The organism is Glaciimonas immobilis (assembly GCF_011947285.1).
Lineage (GTDB): Bacteria > Pseudomonadota > Gammaproteobacteria > Burkholderiales > Burkholderiaceae_D > Glaciimonas > Glaciimonas immobilis.
In genome coordinates this window covers 456,825-477,817 of sequence record NZ_JAAOZT010000006.1, presented here as the reverse complement: position 1 = coordinate 477,817, position 20,993 = coordinate 456,825, and the positions used below count along the sequence as shown (strand labels likewise).

The following is a 20,993-nucleotide window of genomic DNA, read 5'->3' as shown; positions in this document are numbered from 1 at the left end:
TAGGTCGTCAGCAAACCATCGACCTCGGGAAGGGCAAATCAAACCCGCCGTGTTCCGGTATTGACTGCAGCCGTCGCACCAGACTCCAGCGTGAAACCAGCACCGGAATCAGTACCCAATGTCTTGACCAGATACGGCATCAATTCTTTGAGCAATGGTTCCAGCGTGTAAGGCGGGTTGATGACGAACATGCCACTGCTGTGCAAGCCGAATCCATCCGGCGACGGCGTCTTGACAGTCAATGTCACATTTAGCCAACCGTTAGCCTTCAGGCGCTTTAGCTTATCCGGCAATTGACGCGATTCCATGCGGTTCAGTACCGGATACCAGACGGCGTAGGTCCCGGTTGAAAAGCGTAACAATGCGTCTTCCAGCGTATTCTTTACCAGACGATAGTCATCTTTGACCTCATACGGCGGATCAATCAATACCAGACCGCGCCGAGAAGGTGGCGGCAATAACGCCTTCAACCCCACAAATCCATCGCCCTGCGTAATCATGACGCGTTTGCCACGACTGTTGCTATGGCTGCGCTGCGCATCAAGTTTGCGGAAATTGTCGGTGAGAATTTTACTATCGCTTGGATGCAATTCAAAAAGACGCAAGCGATCCTGCTCGCGCATAGTGACATCTGCACAATATGGTGAGCCAGGATAAAAGCGCAGTTTGCCATCGGGATTGAGCTTACGCACCACGTTGACGTACTCGGCCAAGGCTGGCGGCAAATCCTTACGGCTCCAAAGGCGACTGATGCCGGTCTCAAACTCAGCATTTTTGGACGCGTAACCGCCGTCCAATGCGTACACTCCCGCGCCTGCGTGGGTATCAATGACGGTGTAAGCGGTATCCTTTTGGCCGAGGTAATCGAGCAATTGGATAGTGACGAGATGCTTCAACACGTCAGCATGATTGCCTGCATGGAAAGCGTGGCGATAACTCAGCATAAAAATATCTATCTTGGTAAAGGGTGATTCCAACTGCGTATCGACACACGATGACGACAAAATGCTATTTGATTTTGCAAACAAAAACACATGAAACGATCACTGGGCACGACGATTGCCGTAAAAGTACGTTCAAGCAACGCAAGTGCACGTTGTCCTGTCGCACGAGCGAACATCTAAATAAATGCTTTGCAATGGAGAAGTCCAGCATTTTAACAATTTAAGCGGCACGATGGCGGATATCACGCTTTAAGCGCCTTTTTTGCGCCTAGTGTGGCATTCATGTGTGCGTTTTTAAGAGATGTCTCCCTCACATCGCCCCAAAAACACACTAACTCCGCACCTTGATCAGGCTATCCCTACCTTACATTTGGCCGATAAATTAAGCTTCCTCGTCAGATAATGGTAATTTAAACAACTCTTCAACCACCTTCATGCAGACGTCTATATGCCGCGTTCCAACTGCACGAAAAGCGGAGTAACCGATCGCCGCGGAGACCATCTGCCCCGCAATCGGTACCAGCCGGACGGCATTTTTACTGACTACCCTGACACCGCTGCGCATCAAGATCTTGAGTATTAATTCGCGCGTAACCATGCGCCCTACCAATGTGCTGCCTGCACCCACTATAACGCTGTAAATAGCGACTTTGCGGTTTGGATGAAGCATTTCAATCTGCTGCGGCGTCAGGCCGAACTCTGCGTTGATGTCTTCAATCAAACCTGACAACAGATGTATATCAACCGCAATATCCACTCCAAACACTGGCAGCGCCGATGCACCTGCCGACCATAACGCACGGCGAGCAACCAGACTCTCGCAACGCCTGCGCACTGCTTCCAACGCCGCGTCCGAAGCCGGGATAGATACCGGAACCACATCTTTTGAGTGGGCCCGCGCCCGTATCCATTCTTTTATCATGTTGCACCTTTATCTTTCTTTCCTGGCGAAGAGAGCTGCCCCCTACCCGATGGGCATGCTCCCCACGTTATGGTTCATCATAAATCCCGGCAAAAAAATTAGAGAGGTTCCGTCAAAATTAATTCAAAATAGTCCGCACTTACGTAAAAATCGTTTCAGCAAGGAGGATTCCAACCCAGCCGACGCAGACAGCATGTGAGTGCCGGGCCACGTTGGCGGCAAGGAAAGCACAGCGCAGTCGGGAGCGCCCGGAATACACTACCCAACCGTCTCAGGACTTACGCAAAGCCGTCCCAGCAAGGCGTGCCGACGCAGACAGTACGCTAGTACGGCAAGGAAAGCACAACGCAGTCGGGAGCGCCCGGAATACACTGCCCAACCGTCTCAGGACTTACGCAAAGCCGTCCCAGCAAGGCGTGCCGACGCAGACAGTACGCTAGTACGCTAGTACGCTAGTACGGCAAGGAAAGCACAACGCAGTCGGGAGCGCCCGGAATACACTACCCAACCGCCTCAGGACTTACGCAAAGCCGTCCCAGCAAGGCGTGCCGACGCAGACAGTACGCTAGTACGGCAAGGAAAGCACAACGCAGTTGGGGCGGCTTTGCGTAACTCCTAAAAACTTTTTGGATTATCCAGGCGGAAGTACGCCTCTAGCAAAGCACTCTTGAAAATCGCTCCCATCAACACCGGCTCGGCGTGACTACGAACAATTGGCAAACGTTCGCCCTGATGATCCAGAAATAGTTGCAGCGCATTTCCCAATGACATATCTGGCGTAATAATATGCAAAAACTCTCGCCGTAAAAAGTCAGCCGCTACCCTGCCCGCGGTCTCGCCCTTGTCTAATAGCAATGACGTAATATCCTGTAGCGCAACCACGCCGCAATAACGGTTGTCGTCGTCAACAATGTAGATATATTTCACCGGATATTTCAGAAACAGTCGGCTGATTTCATCGAATGGAGATTGCATCGAGAGGACTGTATCTGCGGGCCTAATGAGATCGCACATATGGATCCCGCGCAAGCGCACCCGTTCCTGCGCATCCCGATTGTGCTTGAGTGTAATTTCGTACATTGAATCGCCATCGAGGCTGCGAGCAATAAAATAAGCCACGACGCAAGACAGCATCAGCGGCAGCATCACCGAGTAACTCAACGTCATCTCGAAGATCATTAAAATCGCCATCAACGGCGCGCTGGTTGCTGCGGCCAAAAACGCGCCCATGCCGACAATCGCATACGCGAACGGGGGGGAACTGGCATTCGGTAACAAGGCGTGGACAGCGAGGCCAAACAAAAATCCACTCGCCGCCCCGACAAATAAGGTCGGCGTAAAAATGCCGCCGACAGCACCGGAGCCTGCAGTCACCGCAGTGGCCACGACTTTAGCCACCAGCACCAGTAAAACACTCCACCAAACCCATGAGGTATGCAATAAAGAGTTCACCACCGTGTAGCCATTGCCCCATACTTCCGGCACCCAAACCGATATCAGACCGACTAGCAAACCGCCCAGACCTAACCTGAGTGGAAGCGGTAAACCGGTCGTCTTAAATTGCTTTTTGGCGGAATTAAGCAGATGAAGGAATTGTGGTGCGGCGACACCCGATAAAATCCCCAGCAGGACAAAAAGCGCAATTTCAGCCCCGGCAATCGTTGGAAACACCGGCATTTCATATGCGGGCTTATATCCCGGCAACGCGCGCATCGTGATATTGGCCACCACCGACGCAACGACCACAGGACCAAAACTTTCCATAACGATCGCACCGAGAACGATTTCGGTGACAAAAAAGGCTCCGGCGATGGGCGCATTGTAAGCTGACGTGATCCCCGCAGCCGCGCCGCACGCTACCAATAGCCGCAAGCGCCCGGGCTCAAAATGGGTGATCCGCCCAACCAGAGACGCCGCCAGCGCCGATAACTGGACCATAGACCCTTCACGTCCGATCGATCCGCCGGACGCAATCGTGGCTAACGAGGACAAACTGCGTAACAGGCTTTGCCGTATGGGAATATTGCCGTCCCCAATGGCCACCGCCTCCATGTAATCCGAAGCGGCAACAGCAGGAACCCGCTGCGCCAGCAGCAATATGCCACCGGCGGCGACCCCGCCCGCAGCGGGCAATAATAGGCGCCAAGGCCAGGGTAAACTTTTGGCAATCGCGACAAAGCTACCGCTTTGACCGGTCAACAATAATTGCATGCCAACGATACATTCACGGAAGATGATCGTCGCCAGCGCGCCTAAAAATCCGACAACCACCGCCCATAGCAACATGGAGTGACTTGAAGACAAATGGAATAAGCGCTGAATGCGGATTCGGTATTCAAGGAGCGTTGTCCGCATAAAATGATGAAAGGTTGAAGTGTGAAAATTCAGAATCCAAAGTGTAAAGTTCGAAAGCAGTTTTTCAATAATTTTATCGCACTATAACGCGGTCCGGGAAAGCCCGACTATCGGGCAGATTGCATTAGCCAATGTAAAAATAACAAGGCCCAGACGCTCTACTTGATCTCCCGCGCAGTATGTTTTAGCAACCTGCTACTCTGCAAAAAAAGCCTTATCTTCCGCAATCATTAAGGTTTCAATATAAGCCATGTCTTGCGCTACCGCCTGCGCGGCCTTCAGGCTCATCCGTTCGTAGCGCGTTAGGATCGTGCGGGCTAATTCAGTGATGCGTGCGCCGCCACCATTGGCACCACCCGTTGCAGTTGCGACCAACGGTTGCTGAAAGCTAACATTCATTTCTTCAACCAACATCCACGCCCGCCGATAAGACATCTCCAGCGACCGCGCTGCCGCAGAAATCGATCCATGCTCGGCGATGGCAAGTAACAACGCCGCCTTACCGGGTCCAAACGCAATAACGTCGCCCCGCATTACCCTCAGTCGTATCGATTTAGAATCTATCATCACCCGATTGTAGCAAGCTGAAGAGCGTCCCCATACATCAACTTTTGACTAATTGAAATTATTCCGATTGACGCTCGTTATATCCTGCCATATATTTCGGTATCGTTTATTTCGGTATCGTTTATTTCGCTGTCGTTTTGTGATCCGTGCGTATTTATCCCTAACCTTTATCGGAGAACCCGTCAGACCGTTGAAGCCCCTGCAAAATCAACCGAAACGTCCATTTTGCTTTACTCAAAACGCCAAAGTACTTGATAGGTGCCATGAATGGTTCCAAGTGTTACCAAAAAGTACCTTTTGCAGCTAACTTCGGCTAAGTCTGACAGACTCTTAATATCCGAGCCACGTTATAACCCCTCAACGCATCGCCCCAACCACTCGGAGATATTCAATGTTGCCAGGAATGAAGCGCTTTGCTGCGATTGCGTTTACATCGTTGCCACTCTTGTTCACTACGTCCACTGCACGGGCCGCCGATCTCGTGGTGTCGGCTGCCTCCAGCCTGACCAACGCGTTTAAAGAGGTCGCGCAGGATTTTGAGGTCCAACACCCAGAAACCAAAATCGTGCTGAATTTTGCGGCGTCGGACGTGCTATTGCAGCAAATCATCAAAGGTGCACCAGCCGATGTGTTCGCTTCTGCCGATCAGGACGCTATGAATAAAGCAGAGACAGAAAAAGCCGTCCAGCCCACCAGCCGAAAAAACTTTGCAAGCAACCAGATCGTACTGATCGTGCCAGCAGACAGCAAACTAGGGATCACGACGTTAAAAGCGCTTTTGTCGCCAAACGTCAAACGCATCGCATACGGCAATCCTGCATCAGTACCTGTGGGACGTTACACCAAAGCCGCATTGGAGCGCGACAATTTATGGACTGCCGTCGAAGCCAAAGGCATTCCGGCCCAAAACGTCCGGCAAAGTCTGGATTATGTAGCGCGTGGCGAGGTCGACGCAGGTTTCGTGTTTTCCACCGATGCGGCTATCATGCCCGGGAAAGTAAAACTTGCGGTGCGCGTGCCCGCCGTGACCCCGGTAACCTACCCGATTGCGATCACGACCGATACCAAACAATCTGCGGCGGCTGCACAGTTCCTCAGCTATGTACTCTCGGCCAAGGGACAGGCGACGCTGGCGCGCTTCGGCTTTTTAAAACCGTGACCTGCCTAAAAACGTTATGAACGATTTTCAAATGCATAATTCTCGATGAATGCAGTCTGGGTGCCGTTGGCGCTATCGCTGAAAGTGGCGGGATGGGCAACGCTATTAAATTGTCTATTTGGTGTCGCCATCGCTTATGGGCTGGCGCGCTGGCGCTTCGCCGGACGCGATCTGCTCGACTCCATCCTGACGCTACCTCTGGTGCTGCCGCCCACCGTCCTCGGCTATTACTTGTTAGTCGTGTTAGGACGCCGTGGCGTGGTGGGGGAATGGTTGGAAAAATGGGGTATTGCGCTAGTCTTTACCTGGCAAGGCGCAGTGATCGCCTCCACTATCGTAGCGTTTCCGCTGGTGTTAAAGTCAGCTCGCGTCGCCTTTGAAAGTGTCGATTCCCAATTGGAAAACGCGGCCCGTGTGCTGGGCATTTCAGAAGTAGCCGTATTTTTCAGGATCACCTTACCGCTGGCATCCAAAGGCATTAGCGCCGGGGTGTTACTGGCCTTTGCCCGCGCGCTGGGCGAGTTCGGTGCAACCCTGATGATTGCAGGTAACCTGCCGGGCCGCACGCAAACGCTATCAGTCGCCATATATGCCGCGGTGCAAGCGGGCGACGATGACACGGCCAATTTACTCGTGCTGATCACCTCCGTCACCTGCATCTTGCTGTTGCTGATTGCCGGACGTTTAGTGCCAAAAAGCCAGCGTAGAGCCTATTAAAAATCCATGATAATTCAAGTTCAAATCCGAAAGCAATTGCAAGCCGATGACCGCAGTTTTCAACTGGACATCGACTTCACGTCGGACAGCAAACGCATCGTTTTGTTTGGCCCTTCCGGTGCCGGAAAAAGCTTAACGCTACTCGCCATCGCTGGTTTACTCGCGCCCGATCAGGGCCTGATCCGCATCAATCAGCGCGCACTATATGACCATGAACAAGGCATTAATTTGCCTCCCCAGCAGCGCAACGTAGCGTACCTGTTTCAGGATTACGCCCTGTTCCCACATTTGACCGTGGCGCAAAATATCGCATTTGGGTTACAGGCAGGTTGGTTAAATCCACGCAAGGCAAATAATCATCCTGCGGTACAAAAATGGTTAAAGCTGTTTGAGTTAAACACCACTGCAAAAAGCTATCCGCATCAGCTATCCGGCGGTCAGCGCCAGCGCGTCGCTCTGGCCCGTGCACTGGTGCTGGAGCCGGATATACTACTGCTCGATGAACCTTTTTCTGCACTTGATCCCGCACTACGTGATCGTATGCGTAAAGAGTTGAGCACGTTGCAACAGCAACTGGATGTGCCAATGCTAGTCATCACCCATGATCCCGCGGACGTTACCGTATTGGGGGAGGCAGTTTTTGAGGTTCGGGACGGTAGGATTGCGGCCGCAAACCGCGGATCATAACTCCGGTAGTCGTAATAAGGACAATCTCCTCCCTTACATCTACGGCAACTGATAGCGCCAACGTTTTTTGGTCACCCCAAACGCAGCGCTTCCGGAGAACAGTTAAGAGCGAGGACCGACATCCTCGCTCGCCATCATTAAAACGCTGTCGACATCGCCACATACATACCGCGGCGCTGCCCAAACTGCGGCGCACCGACACCAATGCCCGAACCGTCGCGTATTTGATAGACCCGGTCAAAGACATTAATCATGCTTAGCCGCGCGGTGACTTTACCGATGGCCGAGGCATTAAAGGTATGACTAACGCCCATATTGACTTCGGTGTAGGACGGCAAATGCTGGGTATTGGCGAACCCGCTACGCAGCCCGCTACCGAACAGCGCATCGGCGCTGTACGTCGTGCCTTGCCAGAGATAAGAAACACCCGTTGAGGCGGTCACACTTTGATCATGATCCAGATGCACCCAATGGCTAGCAATATAGTCCAAACTACTCTGCCCAAAATTGTACTGGCTGGAAGTAATCGTTTTCCCCAAGGCCGTAGAGCGCGCTATGTTCAGGTAGGCGCCGAGATTATCGTTCCGGTAGTTCACAGTCAGTTCCAGACCATACACCTTACCTTGCGCGTAATTAAACGGGGTAAACAATAAAGCCGAACCAAACTGGCCTTCGTCAAGCATGCTTTTAACTTTTTTGTAGTAACCATCCAGGCCGATCGTCAAATGTGGCGTCAGCTGATGCACAACGCCAAGATCAAAATAGTCGGCGCTTTCGGCCTGCACCGGGTCGTTCCGACTGGTCGCGGCGGCATTGGTGGTGCCATTAAAGCTGCCTACTGTCGTCGCTGCAATCAACTCACTGGTGGGAGGCGTAAAGTATTTTGCATAGCCGGCATGAAAGGTAGTGCGCGGCGTCATCTGATACACCACACCAACGCGTGGACTAAATTGGCTGGCCGACACATACGCATTTAACCAATCCATGCGCGCGCCGTAATTAACCGTGAACTGGTCATTCAGCTTCCACTCGTCCTGCAAATAGATACCAGTCTGGTTGGTCGTCTTTTGCCCTTGATCGTTGATAGAGAATGGTTGCATGCTGGTTTGATTGCCGTTGGTATCCGCAGTAAACGTTAAGGAATCATTGCTATTTTTGAGACTTTCACGGGTGTAAGAAACGCCCGCCCGAATCGTGTGGGTATCATTCAGACGATAGCTGCCATCAGTCTGCAAACCATTTGCCAATCCGGTCCGCAACACCCGCGAGGCCACGCCCGTATAAAGCAGATCTCCAACCATATCAGGTTCAAACAGCACTTTGGTGTAACGACTAAACGCGGCGACCTGGTAATCAATATCGTTGCCTATCACGCCCTGCACCGCAAGAATGCCGTAACGATTGGTTTCCCGCTGGCGTTCATTCAGGCCTGCGGAGGGATAGTTCGTAACCCCATCAAGCTGAAAGCTGGGTGTTTTTCCTGCAATATTCGGAATCTGAAAACGCCCGTCGGATGTGCCCAGGATCAGACTTACCCGGGTGTCAGGATTGAGCAAATACGAAAAATAACTAAATGCTTTATTTTGCAATGTGCGGTCATGCAAGGCGGTCGAGGTGCCGGTCGGGTTTTCTATACCAAGATTGTTGGCATCAAACGAACCGTTGATGTAATAGCTAAATCCATCGTGCGAACCACTCACATCGCCGCTGATTTGCCGCGCATTATTGCTGCCGAACTCGACTCCGATGTTGCCGCCATTTGCTACTTGACCGGTTTTAGTATGAATATCGACGACACCGGCGGTACGATAACCGTACTGCGCAGGCAGCGCGCCGGTAAGCAGATTCACGCTATCGACAAAGCGGGTATCAAGCGTTTGGCCGAATCCGGAAATACTCTCCGGCAACAATATTCCGTTTAACCTGTATTGCAGGTTAGCATGATCGCCGCGCACATGTAATTGACCGTGAGAGTCCTGGGCCACGCCTGGGGCGCGCAAAAGCACTTCATTAAACGGTGTACTTTCCCCCTGCGGCAGCGCTGCGATGTCTTTAGCGCCAATACGATAAATACTGCTGCCAGTCTCTACAGAAATACCGTTTCTGGCGCGATCAAGCCGCTCACTCGTCACCACAATCTGATCGAGTGTCTCGGCGTTTGTTAACGTCACAGCAACCAGCGGATTCACCGAATTTTCGGCGACAGTGACTGTTTTTTTCTCCGATGCAAAAGACGGTTTATCAACGTTAACGGCATAGTTGCCGGGTTTAACGCCAGGAAAAACAAACTGGCCCTGCTTGTCGCTGGTGGTCGTCGCCACCGTGTGGCCCACTGCATCGCTCAAATCGACCTTTGCATCCGATAATGGACGACCTAAAGCATCGCGAATCGCACCTCTGATCTGTTGAGGCAAAACCTGCGCGATTTGTGCGTAGGCAACGGTGGTGGAAAAACTGGTGGCAAGCGCAACCAGCGCGCTAAGCCTTAACAAGCGTGTATTCATTCTTAAACTCCAAGAGGACCGAACTAATCCGGACGGTGACCGGGCTATCATCGCCAAACTGCATCAAATAGGGATGGGCGTTTATCGCGAAGATAAAACGGTGGCGCATGCGAATGCGGCTTGAGGTAACCAGCGCCTACCCGGGCAGAGAAATAAATTCGGACCTGTAACAGGTAATAAGCAAAAACCAGGATCGGTACCATCACCGCTATCGGTAACAACGAAGGCGGGGCAGGAACATGCGCAGCAAGATCACAACTGGCGCACTCCGCCGATTCTTTCAATAGGTCATGATGATGGAAAGCCATGCCAATCATTTGCACGAAGAGTATCGCCATCGCGCACCGCAACGCTATTTGATAGAAACGCGTTCCAATTCTTCGCCGAACGTGGAAGTCATTCTGTACGATCAACTGCATGGTGCACCCGATAATTTCGTGCTTTTATCGCAAACATCTTGCACCAAGATGTTTGCATAGCCGCTCACATATCGACTAAACGACACCTGCAAGAATGCCAGCATGAGAAATAAAGGGTCGTACATATAGATATCACCGTGGGGGAGATAATAAATAAAGCTAAATTAGCAGTACCGTGACGAGAAACGCCGCATAACCAACCGAACCGCAAGGTCACCTAGTGTAGAGGTGTCTGAACATTCGATCAACATAATTGCAACTGAGTTGCATAAATAATGCAACTCAGTTGCAATTTGACGACGGATCGTCAACCAGGCTCTCTGATAGAATCCTGCGATGCGCGTCAGGACACTACAACCGATTTCTTACTATCCTTAATACGCACAAAACCATCAAGGCATAATCATCGACGCGACCAGCGTACTTTTTTCGTCTGGTTAGCCGCTGCTTTATTTTGATTCCACTTTCCCTCACCGCTTTTTATATAAAATTTAAGGATACAAATGATCAGTCGCGAAGAAACTTTAGCGCTATGGAAGGCGCAAGAGGCAACCGTACGCGCGCGACTCGCCGCGCCCGGGATTGCCACGCTAGCGCAGCTGAAAGAACGTAGTGGAATAGAATTTTTGCAGGACATATGGGAAGGAAAATTACCATCACTGCTCATCGGCGATACGCTGGATTTCGTTCCTGTGGAAGGTGAACCCGGCAGGATTGTGTTTCAGGGCACACCGGGACGGAAGCACTACAACACTTTGGGCAGCGTTCACGGCGGGTATTTTTGCACCCTCCTTGACTCTGCACTGGGCAGCGCGGTGCATTCAATGCTGCCAAAAGGCAGCGGCTATACGACTCTAGAGTTGAAGGTCAACCTGATCCGCGCATTGACCGAAAAAACCGGTCCGGTACGCGCCATCGGAAAAGTAATTCAGGTGGGCAAACAAGTCGGCATCTCCGAAGCAAGTATCGTCGACGTTGACGGCAAAATATACGCCCACGCGACGACAACCTGTTTAATTTTTCCGCTTCCTTAATTTGACCGGATCATGTTGCCGATGTGCCCGGCGATTAAGACGTCGGTGCATAAAAACCCTTACGTGACCACGAGCGTGCCGGTCATATCCTCGTGCCCGGACCCACAAAACAGGTCGCAATGAAAAACAAACTCGCCAACCTTATCTGGCGTGAAACGTATGCGGGATTCTTTCCCAGGAAAGATATCGGTACGAATACCAAAATCGGGGGCATTAAATCCCATTGGCATATCCGCGCTCGTGAACACTAAGACGACCGACTGCCCTTGCTTCAAATGGATGCGATTCGGTGTATAGGTAAATCGACTCGCAATGATTTTTACCGTCATTTCTTGAGGCTGCCCCACAGCACCTTTTGTGATGGTGGCGCCGAAAATGACACTCGCCCCCACACCTGCAGCACCTTTCAAAAACCGGCGACGTTTCGAATTTAAATGCATGATCATCCTTTCGACACAGGGAATTCGGTTAATGTAGGCGCGGAGTTTTTTTGAACTGCTGCAATCGCGCGAAATCCCAGACCGCGATAAGGTTGTGTACTGTCCCAAGGCAGCGGTGCGCGCTTAGGCTGCGATCCTGGTGCCGGTAAAGCGAAGATCAGCGACTTGGCGGAATGGTGGGCGATATGCCCGGTCATGTGATGATTCTCCTGATGTATATGGCCGTAAAATACCGTCACATTGGTATGCGGCATCAATAGCGCTATCGCCTTGGCACCATCCCGGGTGGCCCAATCCCATTGTGGATAAAGATCGAATAATGGCCGATGCGCAAAGACCACGATCCGTGCGTCGGGTGCAAGCTTATCCAGATCGGCCGCGAGCCAGCTTAACTGCTCGTCACCAATGCTTGCCCCCGGATCGGAGACGTTATCGAGCACAATAAAATGCACGCCTTTATGATCGAATGTGTAATGTGTTTTACCAAAATATTCCTGATAAGCGGCACCCTGATCCAGTCCCGCATCGTGTTCGCCCGGCATAAAATATACTTGTTTCACGTTTAGCTTTTCCACGATCTGCTTAAACTCTGACAGTCGCTTGCGGCGCTCTTGCGGGTCGTCAGTGGTATGCGTCAGGTCACCTGTAAATACAATAAAATCCGGCACCTGTTCAAGCGCGTTAACGGCAGCCACCGCCTTTGGCAAGGTGACGCGCGCATCGGGATTGGGCGCGCCTTCAAAGCCCCAATGTGAATCCGACATTTGCACAAAAAAGAAATCGCTGGCTGCATTGCCGGCATTATTTGCGGCGCTAGCCCAACCGCTCAAGCCAGAAGCAAACACCACCCCGCCCAATCCTGCAAGGCGGATAAAGCCACGTCGATTTAGTTGCGTAGTCATGAGAGTGTCTCCGGTCTTTTAATAATCGCCGATCATGTGACCGGTAAAGATATTTACCGAAATCAGACAATCTTTATTCCCACCTACCGCGAATATTTACACAAAAATGTTTTCTGCTATTTGGGGAATAAAATAAGGACTCAAGCGGTATTATTAAGAGAAGACAAGGAGAAGACAGGAAATTCCGCATGACGCAATCGCATAAAGAAGCACGTTTTCAGGCCATCGTGATGCCGCATTTAAACGCAGCATTTAACTTGGCCCGCTGGCTCACGCGTAACGGTCCTGATGCAGAGGACATTGTGCAAGAGGCTTATCTTCGGGCATTTACGTTTTTTGACAGCTTTGTGGGTGAGGATGGACGCGCCTGGTTGCTGACTATCGTGCGGAACACTTTCTATACTTGGCATCAGCAAAATAAAACCCAAAATACTACGTTTGATGAGCAATATCACATTGACGAGGACGAAAATTTTACCGCGTTGCAGGAGCACGACACCAGACGCGACAATAATCCGGAAAGCATTTTGTTGCAAAAAGATAGCCAAAGGCAACTATTGCATGCATTAAAAGCGTTGCCGCTAGCGTTCAGAGAAGTCATGGTTTTGCGCGAACTAGAAGAACTATCGTATAAACAAATCGCCACCATCATTGGGATACCAGTGGGTACAGTGATGTCGCGACTGGGTCGTGGTCGCGAGTTGCTGCAAAAGAAAATACAAGGACTTCCTGTTGATCAGGTGTCGAAGGATGAAGGACGCGATAAAGGTCCAACGGGATTAATTGCACCAATTACACCAAATAAGTCAAATGCACTAACGCCCTCAACAGCAATAACGGCGACACCAATGCAGCGGGAGATATGATGGAACACGCGGAAGTACTTGAACTCTTGCCTGCCTACGTTGATCAGGAGGTAAGCGTATCCGAGACAATCCGGATTGCACGTCACTTGAACGACTGCGTCGAATGTCAGCGAAATTTTGCGCAACAAAGTCAACTCAGCGCGCAACTTAAAGCGCCGGCTTTTCGCTATGCAGCGCCGGCTGATCTCGCCCAACGTATAAATGATGCTTTACCGAAAGATCGCCCAACACCTGCCAAAGCGCAAGTTGGACAATGGCAATTCTGGAAAAATTTCGGTGGGAAATTAAAGTCTGTAAATCGATTCAACATGGGCGCATTGCTAGCTGGATTACTCACATTGTTCTGGAGCATCGGCATGTTTCTGTCGCTGCCCTCGGCGCAAGATCGATTGACCGACGAAATTATCTCCAGCCACGTGCGCTCGCTGCAAGTAGACCATCTATCTGACGTGGTATCCACCGACCGTCACACGGTAAAACCGTGGTTCAACGGCAGGCTGAATTTTTCTCCGCCTGTGATTGACCTTGGGTTGCAAGGCTATCCGCTCATAGGCGGGCGGCTCGACTATTTGAATGGGCATGCCGCGGCGGCGCTGATTTACCGGCGTCAGTTACATCCTATTAATTTGTATGTATGGCCGAGTAATGAACCCGCTGCAGCACTAGTCACGGAGAGTCGCGATGGCTATCATCTCGCACATTGGGTGGCCGGAGGGATGACCTATTGGGCCATCTCTGACGTAGCCTCAGGCGATTTAGCGACCTTTGCAGCGCTATTGAAGACGCAAATTAATCGAGCGGGGTGACATCAACAAACGAGGAAGAGATTTAAGACAGGACTTAATGCGCTCCTGTCTTTTCTCTTTCCGCATCCTCAGATTACTGTACAAGCACTCTGCGCCCCACATAAACTGGTGCGAGACATTTCCGTCTACGCAGCCTTGCGTTCCGCTTCCACCTCTGCCCGCAAGCGCCGCGCTGCTGTTACCATGTTCTCCAGCGCCGCATAAGTCTCAGGCCATCCGCGGGTTTTCAAACCGCAATCAGGGTTGACCCACAGGCGCTGATCGGGAATCACGTCCCGTGCTTTCCGCAGCAAGCGCTCCATTTCATCGACCTGTGCGACGCGCGGAGAATGGATGTCGTACACCCCGGGACCGATATCGTTGGGATAGGCAAATGCACCAAATCCATCCAGCAACACCATATCAGAACGCGAGGTTTCTATCGTAACTACGTCGGCATCCATTGCAGCGATCCAAGGCAAAATATCGTTAAATTCGGAGTAGCACATGTGCGTATGGATTTGTGTTTCATCCGAGATACCGGCGGCGCTGATCTTGAATGCGCGTACTGCCCAATCGAGATAGTGCTTCCAGTCGCACGCTTTGAGCGGCAAGCCTTCGCGGAATGCGGGTTCATCAATCTGGATCATGCCAATGCCCGCTTTTTCCAGATCGCGCACTTCATCACGTAATGCCAAAGCAATCTGCAACGCGGTGGTTTCGCGCGGTTGATCGTCCCGTACAAACGACCATTGCAGCATGGTGACAGGACCGGTCAACATCCCTTTCATCGGCTTGTCGGTCAAGGTTTGCGCAAATTGACTCCAACCCACGGTCATGGCTTCCGGGCGATACACGTCGCCGTAAATGACTGGCGGTTTAACGCAGCGCGAGCCATAGCTTTGGACCCAGCCGTTGGCCGTAAATACGTAACCCCACAATTGCTCGCCGAAATACTCGACCATGTCGTTACGTTCGGGTTCGCCGTGGACCAGAACATCTAGTCCAAGTTCTTCCTGCTTTTGCACCACCAGACGAATTTCGTCGCGCATCTGATCAAGATAATCCAAATGACCGATTTCACCCCGTTTATAAGCGGCGCGCGACTTGCGTATCTCTTTTGTTTGAGGGAAAGAACCTATCGTAGTAGTAGGAAATAGCGGCAACTTCCATTTGGCTTGTTGCTTAACGATACGCGTCTTGAAGTCGCTGACGCGCTCTGCATCGCCCTCTTTTACCCCCGCCAGACGTTTTTGAACTAGCGGATTATGAATCCGGGTTGAGTGCTGCCGACTGAACAGTGCCGCCCTTGAGGCAACAAATTGCGCGTCTGTTTCAGTTGCGCAATATGAAAACTGATCGGTGTTCAAGGCCTCTTTCAATGCAACGATTTCTGACAATTTTTGTGTCGCAAACGATAGCCAGCCTTTTAACTCAGCATCGATCTTCTCTTCATATTGCAGATCAACAGGAACGTGCAGTAACGAGCAGCTAGACCCAACCCACAGCCGATCACCCAATTGCGCCTGCAATGGTTTTAGTCGGGCCAGCGTGCTATCCAGATCGCAGCGCCACAAATTGCGACCATCCACCACGCCCACGGACAAGACTTTGTCCTGAGGCCAGTCTTGCGCAAATGTTGCGAGTTGATCGGGTCCGCGCACCAGATCCAGATGCACGCCCATGACCGGCAACGCGCTTAACAACGCGGAGTGATCTTTGACTTCGCCAAAATAAGTGGTCAACAACAACGGTGGCGAGACCGGCTGGATATCCGCATAAGTCGGCGCAAATGCCTGCACCCACGCACTGTCCAAGTCAAGCACCAGAATAGGTTCATCAATCTGTACTATCTCAACGCTCGCCCGTTGCAAGCGACTAAGCAATTTTTGATAACCTGCGATGACGCTCGGTAAAAGGTCGAGCTTATTGACAAATTCCCCTTTCACCTTACCCAGATAGAGCAACGTCAGCGGTCCTACCAATGCCACCTTGACGCGATATCCTAGCGCTTGTGCTTCCGCGATCTCATCCAGCAGCCAGTTAACGCCGCCGTCAAAGCGCGTAGCTGCGCTCCACTCAGGCACCAGATAGTGGTAATTGGTATCAAACCATTTGGTCATCTCCATAGCAAAGTGTTGTTTATCACCCCGCGCTAACGTAAAGTATTCTGCCAGCGTCAATTGTTGCGGATCGAATCCAAAGCGCTGGGGAATCGCGCCCAACAATGCCAACGTGCCGAGCACCTGGTCGTACCATGCAAAATCACCGACGGTGACATAATCCAAACCCGCATCTGCCTGCGCTTTCCAGTGTCTGGCACGCAGGATTGCGCCGGTTTCACGTAATGCCGCCTCATTCGTGGTGCCCTTCCAGAAAGACTCTTGCGCAAATTTCAGCTCGCGTTGCGCGCCAATACGCGGAAATCCCAAAACGTGTGCGACTGCCATGATTATTCCTTTAAAAACGATAGGTGGTTGCGTGTGAACGCCATGGCTAGCAGTCTCTCGTAATTTAGATTATGATTCAAACGACAAATATTAAGAATCAACTTGAATTTCATTCATAGTCACCATGTTAAGTATCTCGCCGATGCAATCCATACTCGAACTACGTCATCTAAAAACACTGCATGCATTACGTGAGGCCGGCAATCTGTTGCGCGCCGCCACCCTGCTCAACGTCACCCAATCGGCGTTATCCCATCAGATTAAGCAACTGGAAGATCACCACGGCAGCAGTTTATTCGAACGTAAATCGGTACCGGTCCGCTTTACGCCTGCGGGCGAGCGCCTGCTAAAACTGGCCGATGCGGTATTGCCCCAAGTGGCCGAAAGCGAACGCGATCTGGTCCGAATGGCGCAAGGTGTCGCCGGGCAATTACGGATAGCGGTGGAATGCCACACCTGCTTTGACTGGCTGATGCCAGCGATGGATATATTCCGAAAACGCTGGCCCGAGGTGGAATTAGACATCGTCTCTGGGTTTCAGGCTGATCCGGTCGGCTTGCTGTATGAACATAAGGCCGACGTGGCTATCGTGGCCGAAATCGATCAGGACGAGAAAGTCGATTATCATCCGCTGTTCAGCTTTGAAATTGTTGCATTACTGGCGCACGATCATCCGCTGGCCACGCGCGAATTTTTGGTGGCGGAAGACTTTGCGACCGATACCTTAATCACGTATCCAGTGCCAGACGACATGCTCGACGTGGTGCGGCAAGTGCTTAAACCAGCTGGTATCACGACGGACCGCCGCACTACCGAACTGACCGTCGCAATGCTGCAACTGGTAGCCAGTCGACGCGGAATCGGAACCTTGCCGATCTGGGCGGCACAAAATTATTTGAATCGCGATTACGTGCTGTCCAAACGGATCACGCCGACCGGCCTGATCGGTAAACTGTATGCGGCATGTCTCCCGGAGGCTTCCGAAAAGCCGTATTTGGCCGACTTTGTGAATACCACGCGTGAAAGTTGCTATCTGAATCTGCTGAATGTCGAACTACTTTGAGCGGGATGTTAGCCTGCAGACTGACTTAATTAAAACAGCAAAGAATTTGAATCGAAAATCAACTAAACATGCCTCTCCAAAAACCCCAAATAACCTCGTTAGCACTATTCTGTAAAGTCGTCGATAACTTCGGCGATATAGGAATCTGCTGGCGTTTAGCCCGGCAATTAGAACAAGAACATGGCATTGCCGTCACCTTATGGGTGGACGATTTACGGAGTTTTAAACGTATCTGTCCCGAGATCGCCGTTGACCTCGACGCGCAAAAAATTGGTGCCGTGACAGTGCGCCACTGGCGCGATCAAAATGGTGTATTTTCAGCCGATGACGTTGCCGATTGCGTCATTGAGTTTTTTGCGTGCGACATACCGCCTGGCTACATCGCCGCGATGGCACAGCGAACGCCCCGGCCTGTCTGGTTCAATCTGGAAGGTTTGACTGCCGAGGCGTGGGTGGAAGGCTGTCACAAGTTATCGTCGCCGCCAACGCAATCGCTGACAAAATACTTTTTCTTTCCCGGATTTACGGATAAAACCGGCGGCTTATTGTTGGAATCCGGCCTGCAACAACAGCGTGAGTCCTTCCAAAATAACCCTGCTGCGATGCTGGCCTTTTTCGCGCAATTTGGGGTGACATCGGCTGAGATGGCCTCTCTTAAAGTTTCTTTATTCTGTTACCCGCATGCCCCGGTTGCGGCCCTGTTCGATGCCTGGCAGAAATGCGACCAAGCAGTGACCTGCCTGATACCCGAAGGCGTCGCCGCAGAAGCAGTGCGAGCCTTCCTAGGAGCAGAAGCCGGGGTCGGCGCAACGGCGACCCGCGGCGCATTAACGGTGCGCATTTTGCCCTTTGTCCCTCAGGCCGACTACGACAAATTATTATGGGCATGCGATCTGAATTTCGTGCGCGGAGAAGACTCGTTCGTTCGCGCACAATGGGCGGGCAAGCCGTTTATCTGGCATATCTATCCGCAAGACGAAAACTTGCATCACGTTAAACTTAACGCGTTTGTGCAATGCCATACCGCAAGAACCGATAACTCAGTAGCGTTCTCATCAGGCTGGAACGCGGTCACTGGCAATAATGAATGGTCAGAAAATCTGGATGAAAGCTGGCCTCTATTCTTGGCAGACCTGAAAAAAATTGCCTTGATGACTACGGATTGGCAGAACCAAATGATGAAAAATGGTGATTTTACGTCCAATTTGCTGAAGTTTGCCGAAACAGTTCGGTAGCTGATGCGCAAAATTAGGTTAAGATGTAGGGCTAATTTTTAACGCAATACAAAATTCAATCAGACGTGGGCTTGTGGTTTTTTACCAGCGGGCTACAGACGATTCTTAAGTAACCCCCTTTTTTACGACTATTCGCTATGAAACCTGCAAAAGAAATTCGCGTTGGCAACATTATTATGGTTGATAGCAAGCCAATGATCATTTTGCGCTCTGATGTCAACGGTTCAAGCCGGACGGGCTTTACCTATAAGTGGAAGATGAAGAATCTTTTGACTAATAGCCCGCAAGAAAACGTCATGCGTGGCGACGATAAGTTTGATGTCGTTGTCCTCGATAAAAAAGCCGTAACGTATTCTTATTTCGCTGATCCTTTGTTTGTATTTATGGATTCGGACTATGAGCAGTACGAAATCGAAGGCGAAAATCTGGGCGATGCGTTGCATTACCTAAAAGACGGCATGGAATGCGAAGCGGTCTTTTACGATGGCAAAGCAATTTCAGTCGAACTGCCAACGACAATCGTGCGTCAAGTAGTCTATTCAGAGCCAGCAATCAAAGGCAACACTTCAGGTAACGTTCTGAAAGAAGCCAAGATTGAAAACGCGGTAGAAGCCTATCGTCACACCGTCTCAGTGCCACTATTTGTGAGCCAGGACGATATGATCGAAATCGATACACGCACTAACGAATACAAAAAAGTTGTCCGTAATTAATATCGATTGATGATGAACGCGCTGCTGACTTTCTCCAGCTGAGTTGCAAGCTGATTGAGAAAGTCAATGCAGTGCCGAGATAAATAAAATGCCCCGAAGTCGAAAGACTGTCGGGGCATTTTTATATCGAAAATCTTTGGTGATCGCCACCGATTTTATCCGGAATGCGCGGGCAACAAGCCATCAAAAAACACAGCGATTAACAGGCCATCACAAGAGGGCCGGCATTCAGTCACGCGAACGACCAACTTAACATTTACTTCGCCTTCCCCAGCATATTAAAAATGCTGGAAAAATCTAACCCGCCAGCACCGCTCTTGCTGTGGATGTCGTAAAGGTTACGCGCTAACGATCCCAGCGGAATACTGCTGCTGGTTGATAATGCGTTCTCAGTAGCCTGACCCAAATCTTTTAACATCAAATCAACGCCAAATCCGCCGCTATAATCTTTTGATGCAGGCGCATTTTCCATCACGCCGGGACAAGGATTGTAGACTTCCAGCGTCCAGTTGCGGCCCGAGCTTTTTGACATGACTTCCGACAATACTTTTGGGTCCATACCGTTCGCCATACCCAAGCGTATCGCTTCGGAAGTCCCGATCATCAATATTCCCAGCAGCATGTTATTGCACATCTTGACGGTCTGGCCGGAACCGCTTTCACCAGCGTGAAAGATTGCTTTACCCATTATTTCGAAAAACGGTTTGGCCAGGTCAAACCCTGCCACAGAGCCGCCGACCATAAACGTCAACGTCCCCGCCGCCGCACCGCCGGTGCCGCCGGATACCGGTGCATCGACCATCGTAAAACCTTTTTGGCTCGCTGTAGCCGCGACCTTACGGGCGCTCTCCGGTGCAATCGTCGAGCAATCGATTAACAAGGCGCCGGGGCTGGCTTGCGCCAAAATACCGTGGTCGCCAAAGTATGCCGACTCAACGTGGCGACTCGCAGGCAGCATCGTAATAATTGTCTTGGCTGCCTTGATTGCAGATACCAGATCCGGGTTGTTAGTACCTCCTCCGGCGACAAATTTTTCGACGCTGGCGGGCATCAAATCGTGACCGCTCACGCCCAATCCACTGCGCACCAAATTTAGCGCCATCGGCAAACCCATATTGCCAAGACCGATAAAAACTACTTCGCTATCCATATATTTCTCCTTTAGTGCTGAACTTCTTAATTCGACAAAACCGTTAATACGTGTAACGACAATGCGCTCAACTACACCCAC

19 protein-coding genes are annotated in these 20,993 nt (G+C 51.2%); 10 read left to right on the top strand and 9 right to left on the bottom strand.

Annotation, left to right across the window (positions count from 1 at the left end):
- Positions 1-38: 38 nt before the first annotated feature.
- From HAV38_RS11195 to HAV38_RS11180, 4 genes are all read right to left on the bottom strand, one after another.
- Positions 39-944, bottom strand: a complete 906-nt coding sequence (locus HAV38_RS11195) for a 23S rRNA (adenine(2030)-N(6))-methyltransferase RlmJ (RefSeq protein WP_168055359.1) — start codon at positions 942-944, stop codon at positions 39-41.
- 382 nt (positions 945-1,326) lie between these two features.
- Complete coding sequence (locus HAV38_RS11190) at positions 1,327-1,866, bottom strand: hypothetical protein (RefSeq protein ID WP_221313778.1); 540 nt, start codon at positions 1,864-1,866, stop codon at positions 1,327-1,329.
- A gap of 615 nt (positions 1,867-2,481) precedes the next feature.
- Positions 2,482-4,221 carry a ClcB-like voltage-gated chloride channel protein gene (locus HAV38_RS11185; RefSeq protein ID WP_168055357.1) on the bottom strand — a complete coding sequence of 580 codons (1,740 nt, stop codon included), beginning with the start codon at positions 4,219-4,221 and terminating at the stop codon, positions 2,482-2,484.
- Positions 4,222-4,416: 195 nt separating this feature from the next.
- A complete protein-coding gene (locus tag HAV38_RS11180) occupies positions 4,417-4,788 on the bottom strand; it encodes a winged helix-turn-helix domain-containing protein (protein ID WP_168055355.1) in 372 nt (123 codons plus the stop codon).
- A gap of 403 nt (positions 4,789-5,191) precedes the next feature.
- On the opposite strand from HAV38_RS11180, the gene modA reads away from it, so the two are divergent.
- The 3 genes from modA to HAV38_RS11165 are packed head-to-tail and all read left to right on the top strand — an operon-like array spanning position 5,192 to position 7,351.
- Positions 5,192-5,947 (top strand): molybdate ABC transporter substrate-binding protein, encoded by a 756-nt coding sequence (gene modA / locus HAV38_RS11175; RefSeq protein ID WP_245182340.1) that lies wholly within the window; start codon positions 5,192-5,194, stop codon positions 5,945-5,947.
- Positions 5,948-5,992: 45 nt separating this feature from the next.
- The gene (gene modB, locus HAV38_RS11170) at positions 5,993-6,664 is read left to right on the top strand and encodes a molybdate ABC transporter permease subunit (protein WP_168055351.1); all 672 of its coding nucleotides are present in this window, start codon (positions 5,993-5,995) and stop codon (positions 6,662-6,664) included.
- Between the two features lie 6 nt (positions 6,665-6,670).
- Positions 6,671-7,351 (top strand): sulfate/molybdate ABC transporter ATP-binding protein, encoded by a 681-nt coding sequence (locus HAV38_RS11165; protein ID WP_168055349.1) that lies wholly within the window; start codon positions 6,671-6,673, stop codon positions 7,349-7,351.
- Between the two features lie 137 nt (positions 7,352-7,488).
- Here HAV38_RS11165 and HAV38_RS11160 read toward each other — a convergent pair whose 3' ends face one another.
- Positions 7,489-9,855, bottom strand: coding sequence for a TonB-dependent receptor (locus tag HAV38_RS11160; RefSeq protein WP_168055347.1), 2,367 nt, complete (start codon positions 9,853-9,855; stop codon positions 7,489-7,491).
- A gap of 290 nt (positions 9,856-10,145) precedes the next feature.
- Between HAV38_RS11160 and HAV38_RS21640 the strand changes: the two genes are divergently transcribed.
- On the top strand, positions 10,146-10,334 hold the full coding sequence (locus HAV38_RS21640; RefSeq protein ID WP_209216717.1) for a hypothetical protein: 189 nt from the start codon (positions 10,146-10,148) through the stop codon (positions 10,332-10,334).
- 443 nt (positions 10,335-10,777) lie between these two features.
- On the top strand, positions 10,778-11,308 hold the full coding sequence (locus tag HAV38_RS11150; protein WP_168055343.1) for a PaaI family thioesterase: 531 nt from the start codon (positions 10,778-10,780) through the stop codon (positions 11,306-11,308).
- A gap of 59 nt (positions 11,309-11,367) precedes the next feature.
- On the opposite strand, the gene HAV38_RS11145 is transcribed toward HAV38_RS11150, so the two are convergent.
- Positions 11,368-11,748 (bottom strand): cupredoxin domain-containing protein, encoded by a 381-nt coding sequence (locus HAV38_RS11145; RefSeq protein WP_245182325.1) that lies wholly within the window; start codon positions 11,746-11,748, stop codon positions 11,368-11,370.
- A 2-nt stretch (positions 11,749-11,750) separates the two neighbouring features.
- Positions 11,751-12,650 (bottom strand): metallophosphoesterase family protein, encoded by a 900-nt coding sequence (locus HAV38_RS11140; protein WP_168055339.1) that lies wholly within the window; start codon positions 12,648-12,650, stop codon positions 11,751-11,753.
- Positions 12,651-12,838: 188 nt separating this feature from the next.
- Here HAV38_RS11140 and HAV38_RS11135 point away from each other — a divergent pair, with 188 nt between their 5' ends.
- Both HAV38_RS11135 and HAV38_RS11130 read left to right on the top strand, forming a co-directional pair.
- Positions 12,839-13,516 (top strand): sigma-70 family RNA polymerase sigma factor, encoded by a 678-nt coding sequence (locus HAV38_RS11135; RefSeq protein WP_168055337.1) that lies wholly within the window; start codon positions 12,839-12,841, stop codon positions 13,514-13,516.
- The gene (locus HAV38_RS11130; RefSeq protein ID WP_245182324.1) at positions 13,513-14,322 is read left to right on the top strand and encodes an anti-sigma factor family protein; all 810 of its coding nucleotides are present in this window, start codon (positions 13,513-13,515) and stop codon (positions 14,320-14,322) included. The genes HAV38_RS11135 and HAV38_RS11130 overlap by 4 nt, the downstream gene beginning before the upstream one ends.
- Before the next feature lie 125 nt (positions 14,323-14,447).
- On the opposite strand, the gene metE is transcribed toward HAV38_RS11130, so the two are convergent.
- Complete coding sequence (gene metE / locus HAV38_RS11125) at positions 14,448-16,751, bottom strand: 5-methyltetrahydropteroyltriglutamate--homocysteine S-methyltransferase (RefSeq protein WP_168055335.1); 2,304 nt, start codon at positions 16,749-16,751, stop codon at positions 14,448-14,450.
- Positions 16,752-16,893: 142 nt separating this feature from the next.
- Here metE and HAV38_RS11120 point away from each other — a divergent pair, with 142 nt between their 5' ends.
- From HAV38_RS11120 to HAV38_RS11110, 3 genes are all read left to right on the top strand, one after another.
- Complete coding sequence (locus HAV38_RS11120) at positions 16,894-17,814, top strand: LysR family transcriptional regulator (protein WP_168055333.1); 921 nt, start codon at positions 16,894-16,896, stop codon at positions 17,812-17,814.
- A 68-nt stretch (positions 17,815-17,882) separates the two neighbouring features.
- Positions 17,883-19,049: an elongation factor P maturation arginine rhamnosyltransferase EarP gene (gene earP, locus HAV38_RS11115; RefSeq protein WP_168055331.1), complete on the top strand. Its 1,167-nt coding sequence runs from the start codon at positions 17,883-17,885 to the stop codon at positions 19,047-19,049.
- Positions 19,050-19,186: 137 nt separating this feature from the next.
- On the top strand, positions 19,187-19,762 hold the full coding sequence (locus HAV38_RS11110; RefSeq protein WP_168055329.1) for an elongation factor P: 576 nt from the start codon (positions 19,187-19,189) through the stop codon (positions 19,760-19,762).
- Between the two features lie 256 nt (positions 19,763-20,018).
- On the opposite strand, the gene mmsB is transcribed toward HAV38_RS11110, so the two are convergent.
- The gene (gene mmsB / locus HAV38_RS11105) at positions 20,019-20,912 is read right to left on the bottom strand and encodes a 3-hydroxyisobutyrate dehydrogenase (protein ID WP_168055327.1); all 894 of its coding nucleotides are present in this window, start codon (positions 20,910-20,912) and stop codon (positions 20,019-20,021) included.
- Positions 20,913-20,993: the final 81 nt, after the last annotated feature.

Coding starts and splice junctions, on each gene's coding strand:
- HAV38_RS11195 (WP_168055359.1), bottom strand. CDS start 944: ATGCTGAGTTATCGCCACGCTTTCCATGCAGGCAATCATGCTGACGTG.
- HAV38_RS11190 (WP_221313778.1), bottom strand. CDS start 1,866: ATGATAAAAGAATGGATACGGGCGCGGGCCCACTCAAAAGATGTGGTT.
- HAV38_RS11185 (WP_168055357.1), bottom strand. CDS start 4,221: ATGCGGACAACGCTCCTTGAATACCGAATCCGCATTCAGCGCTTATTC.
- HAV38_RS11180 (WP_168055355.1), bottom strand. CDS start 4,788: ATGATAGATTCTAAATCGATACGACTGAGGGTAATGCGGGGCGACGTT.
- modA (WP_245182340.1), top strand. CDS start 5,192: ATGAAGCGCTTTGCTGCGATTGCGTTTACATCGTTGCCACTCTTGTTC.
- modB (WP_168055351.1), top strand. CDS start 5,993: ATGAATGCAGTCTGGGTGCCGTTGGCGCTATCGCTGAAAGTGGCGGGA.
- HAV38_RS11165 (WP_168055349.1), top strand. CDS start 6,671: ATGATAATTCAAGTTCAAATCCGAAAGCAATTGCAAGCCGATGACCGC.
- HAV38_RS11160 (WP_168055347.1), bottom strand. CDS start 9,855: ATGAATACACGCTTGTTAAGGCTTAGCGCGCTGGTTGCGCTTGCCACC.
- HAV38_RS21640 (WP_209216717.1), top strand. CDS start 10,146: ATGATGATGGAAAGCCATGCCAATCATTTGCACGAAGAGTATCGCCAT.
- HAV38_RS11150 (WP_168055343.1), top strand. CDS start 10,778: ATGATCAGTCGCGAAGAAACTTTAGCGCTATGGAAGGCGCAAGAGGCA.
- HAV38_RS11145 (WP_245182325.1), bottom strand. CDS start 11,748: ATGCATTTAAATTCGAAACGTCGCCGGTTTTTGAAAGGTGCTGCAGGT.
- HAV38_RS11140 (WP_168055339.1), bottom strand. CDS start 12,650: ATGACTACGCAACTAAATCGACGTGGCTTTATCCGCCTTGCAGGATTG.
- HAV38_RS11135 (WP_168055337.1), top strand. CDS start 12,839: ATGACGCAATCGCATAAAGAAGCACGTTTTCAGGCCATCGTGATGCCG.
- HAV38_RS11130 (WP_245182324.1), top strand. CDS start 13,513: ATGATGGAACACGCGGAAGTACTTGAACTCTTGCCTGCCTACGTTGAT.
- metE (WP_168055335.1), bottom strand. CDS start 16,751: ATGGCAGTCGCACACGTTTTGGGATTTCCGCGTATTGGCGCGCAACGC.
- HAV38_RS11120 (WP_168055333.1), top strand. CDS start 16,894: ATGCAATCCATACTCGAACTACGTCATCTAAAAACACTGCATGCATTA.
- earP (WP_168055331.1), top strand. CDS start 17,883: ATGCCTCTCCAAAAACCCCAAATAACCTCGTTAGCACTATTCTGTAAA.
- HAV38_RS11110 (WP_168055329.1), top strand. CDS start 19,187: ATGAAACCTGCAAAAGAAATTCGCGTTGGCAACATTATTATGGTTGAT.
- mmsB (WP_168055327.1), bottom strand. CDS start 20,912: ATGGATAGCGAAGTAGTTTTTATCGGTCTTGGCAATATGGGTTTGCCG.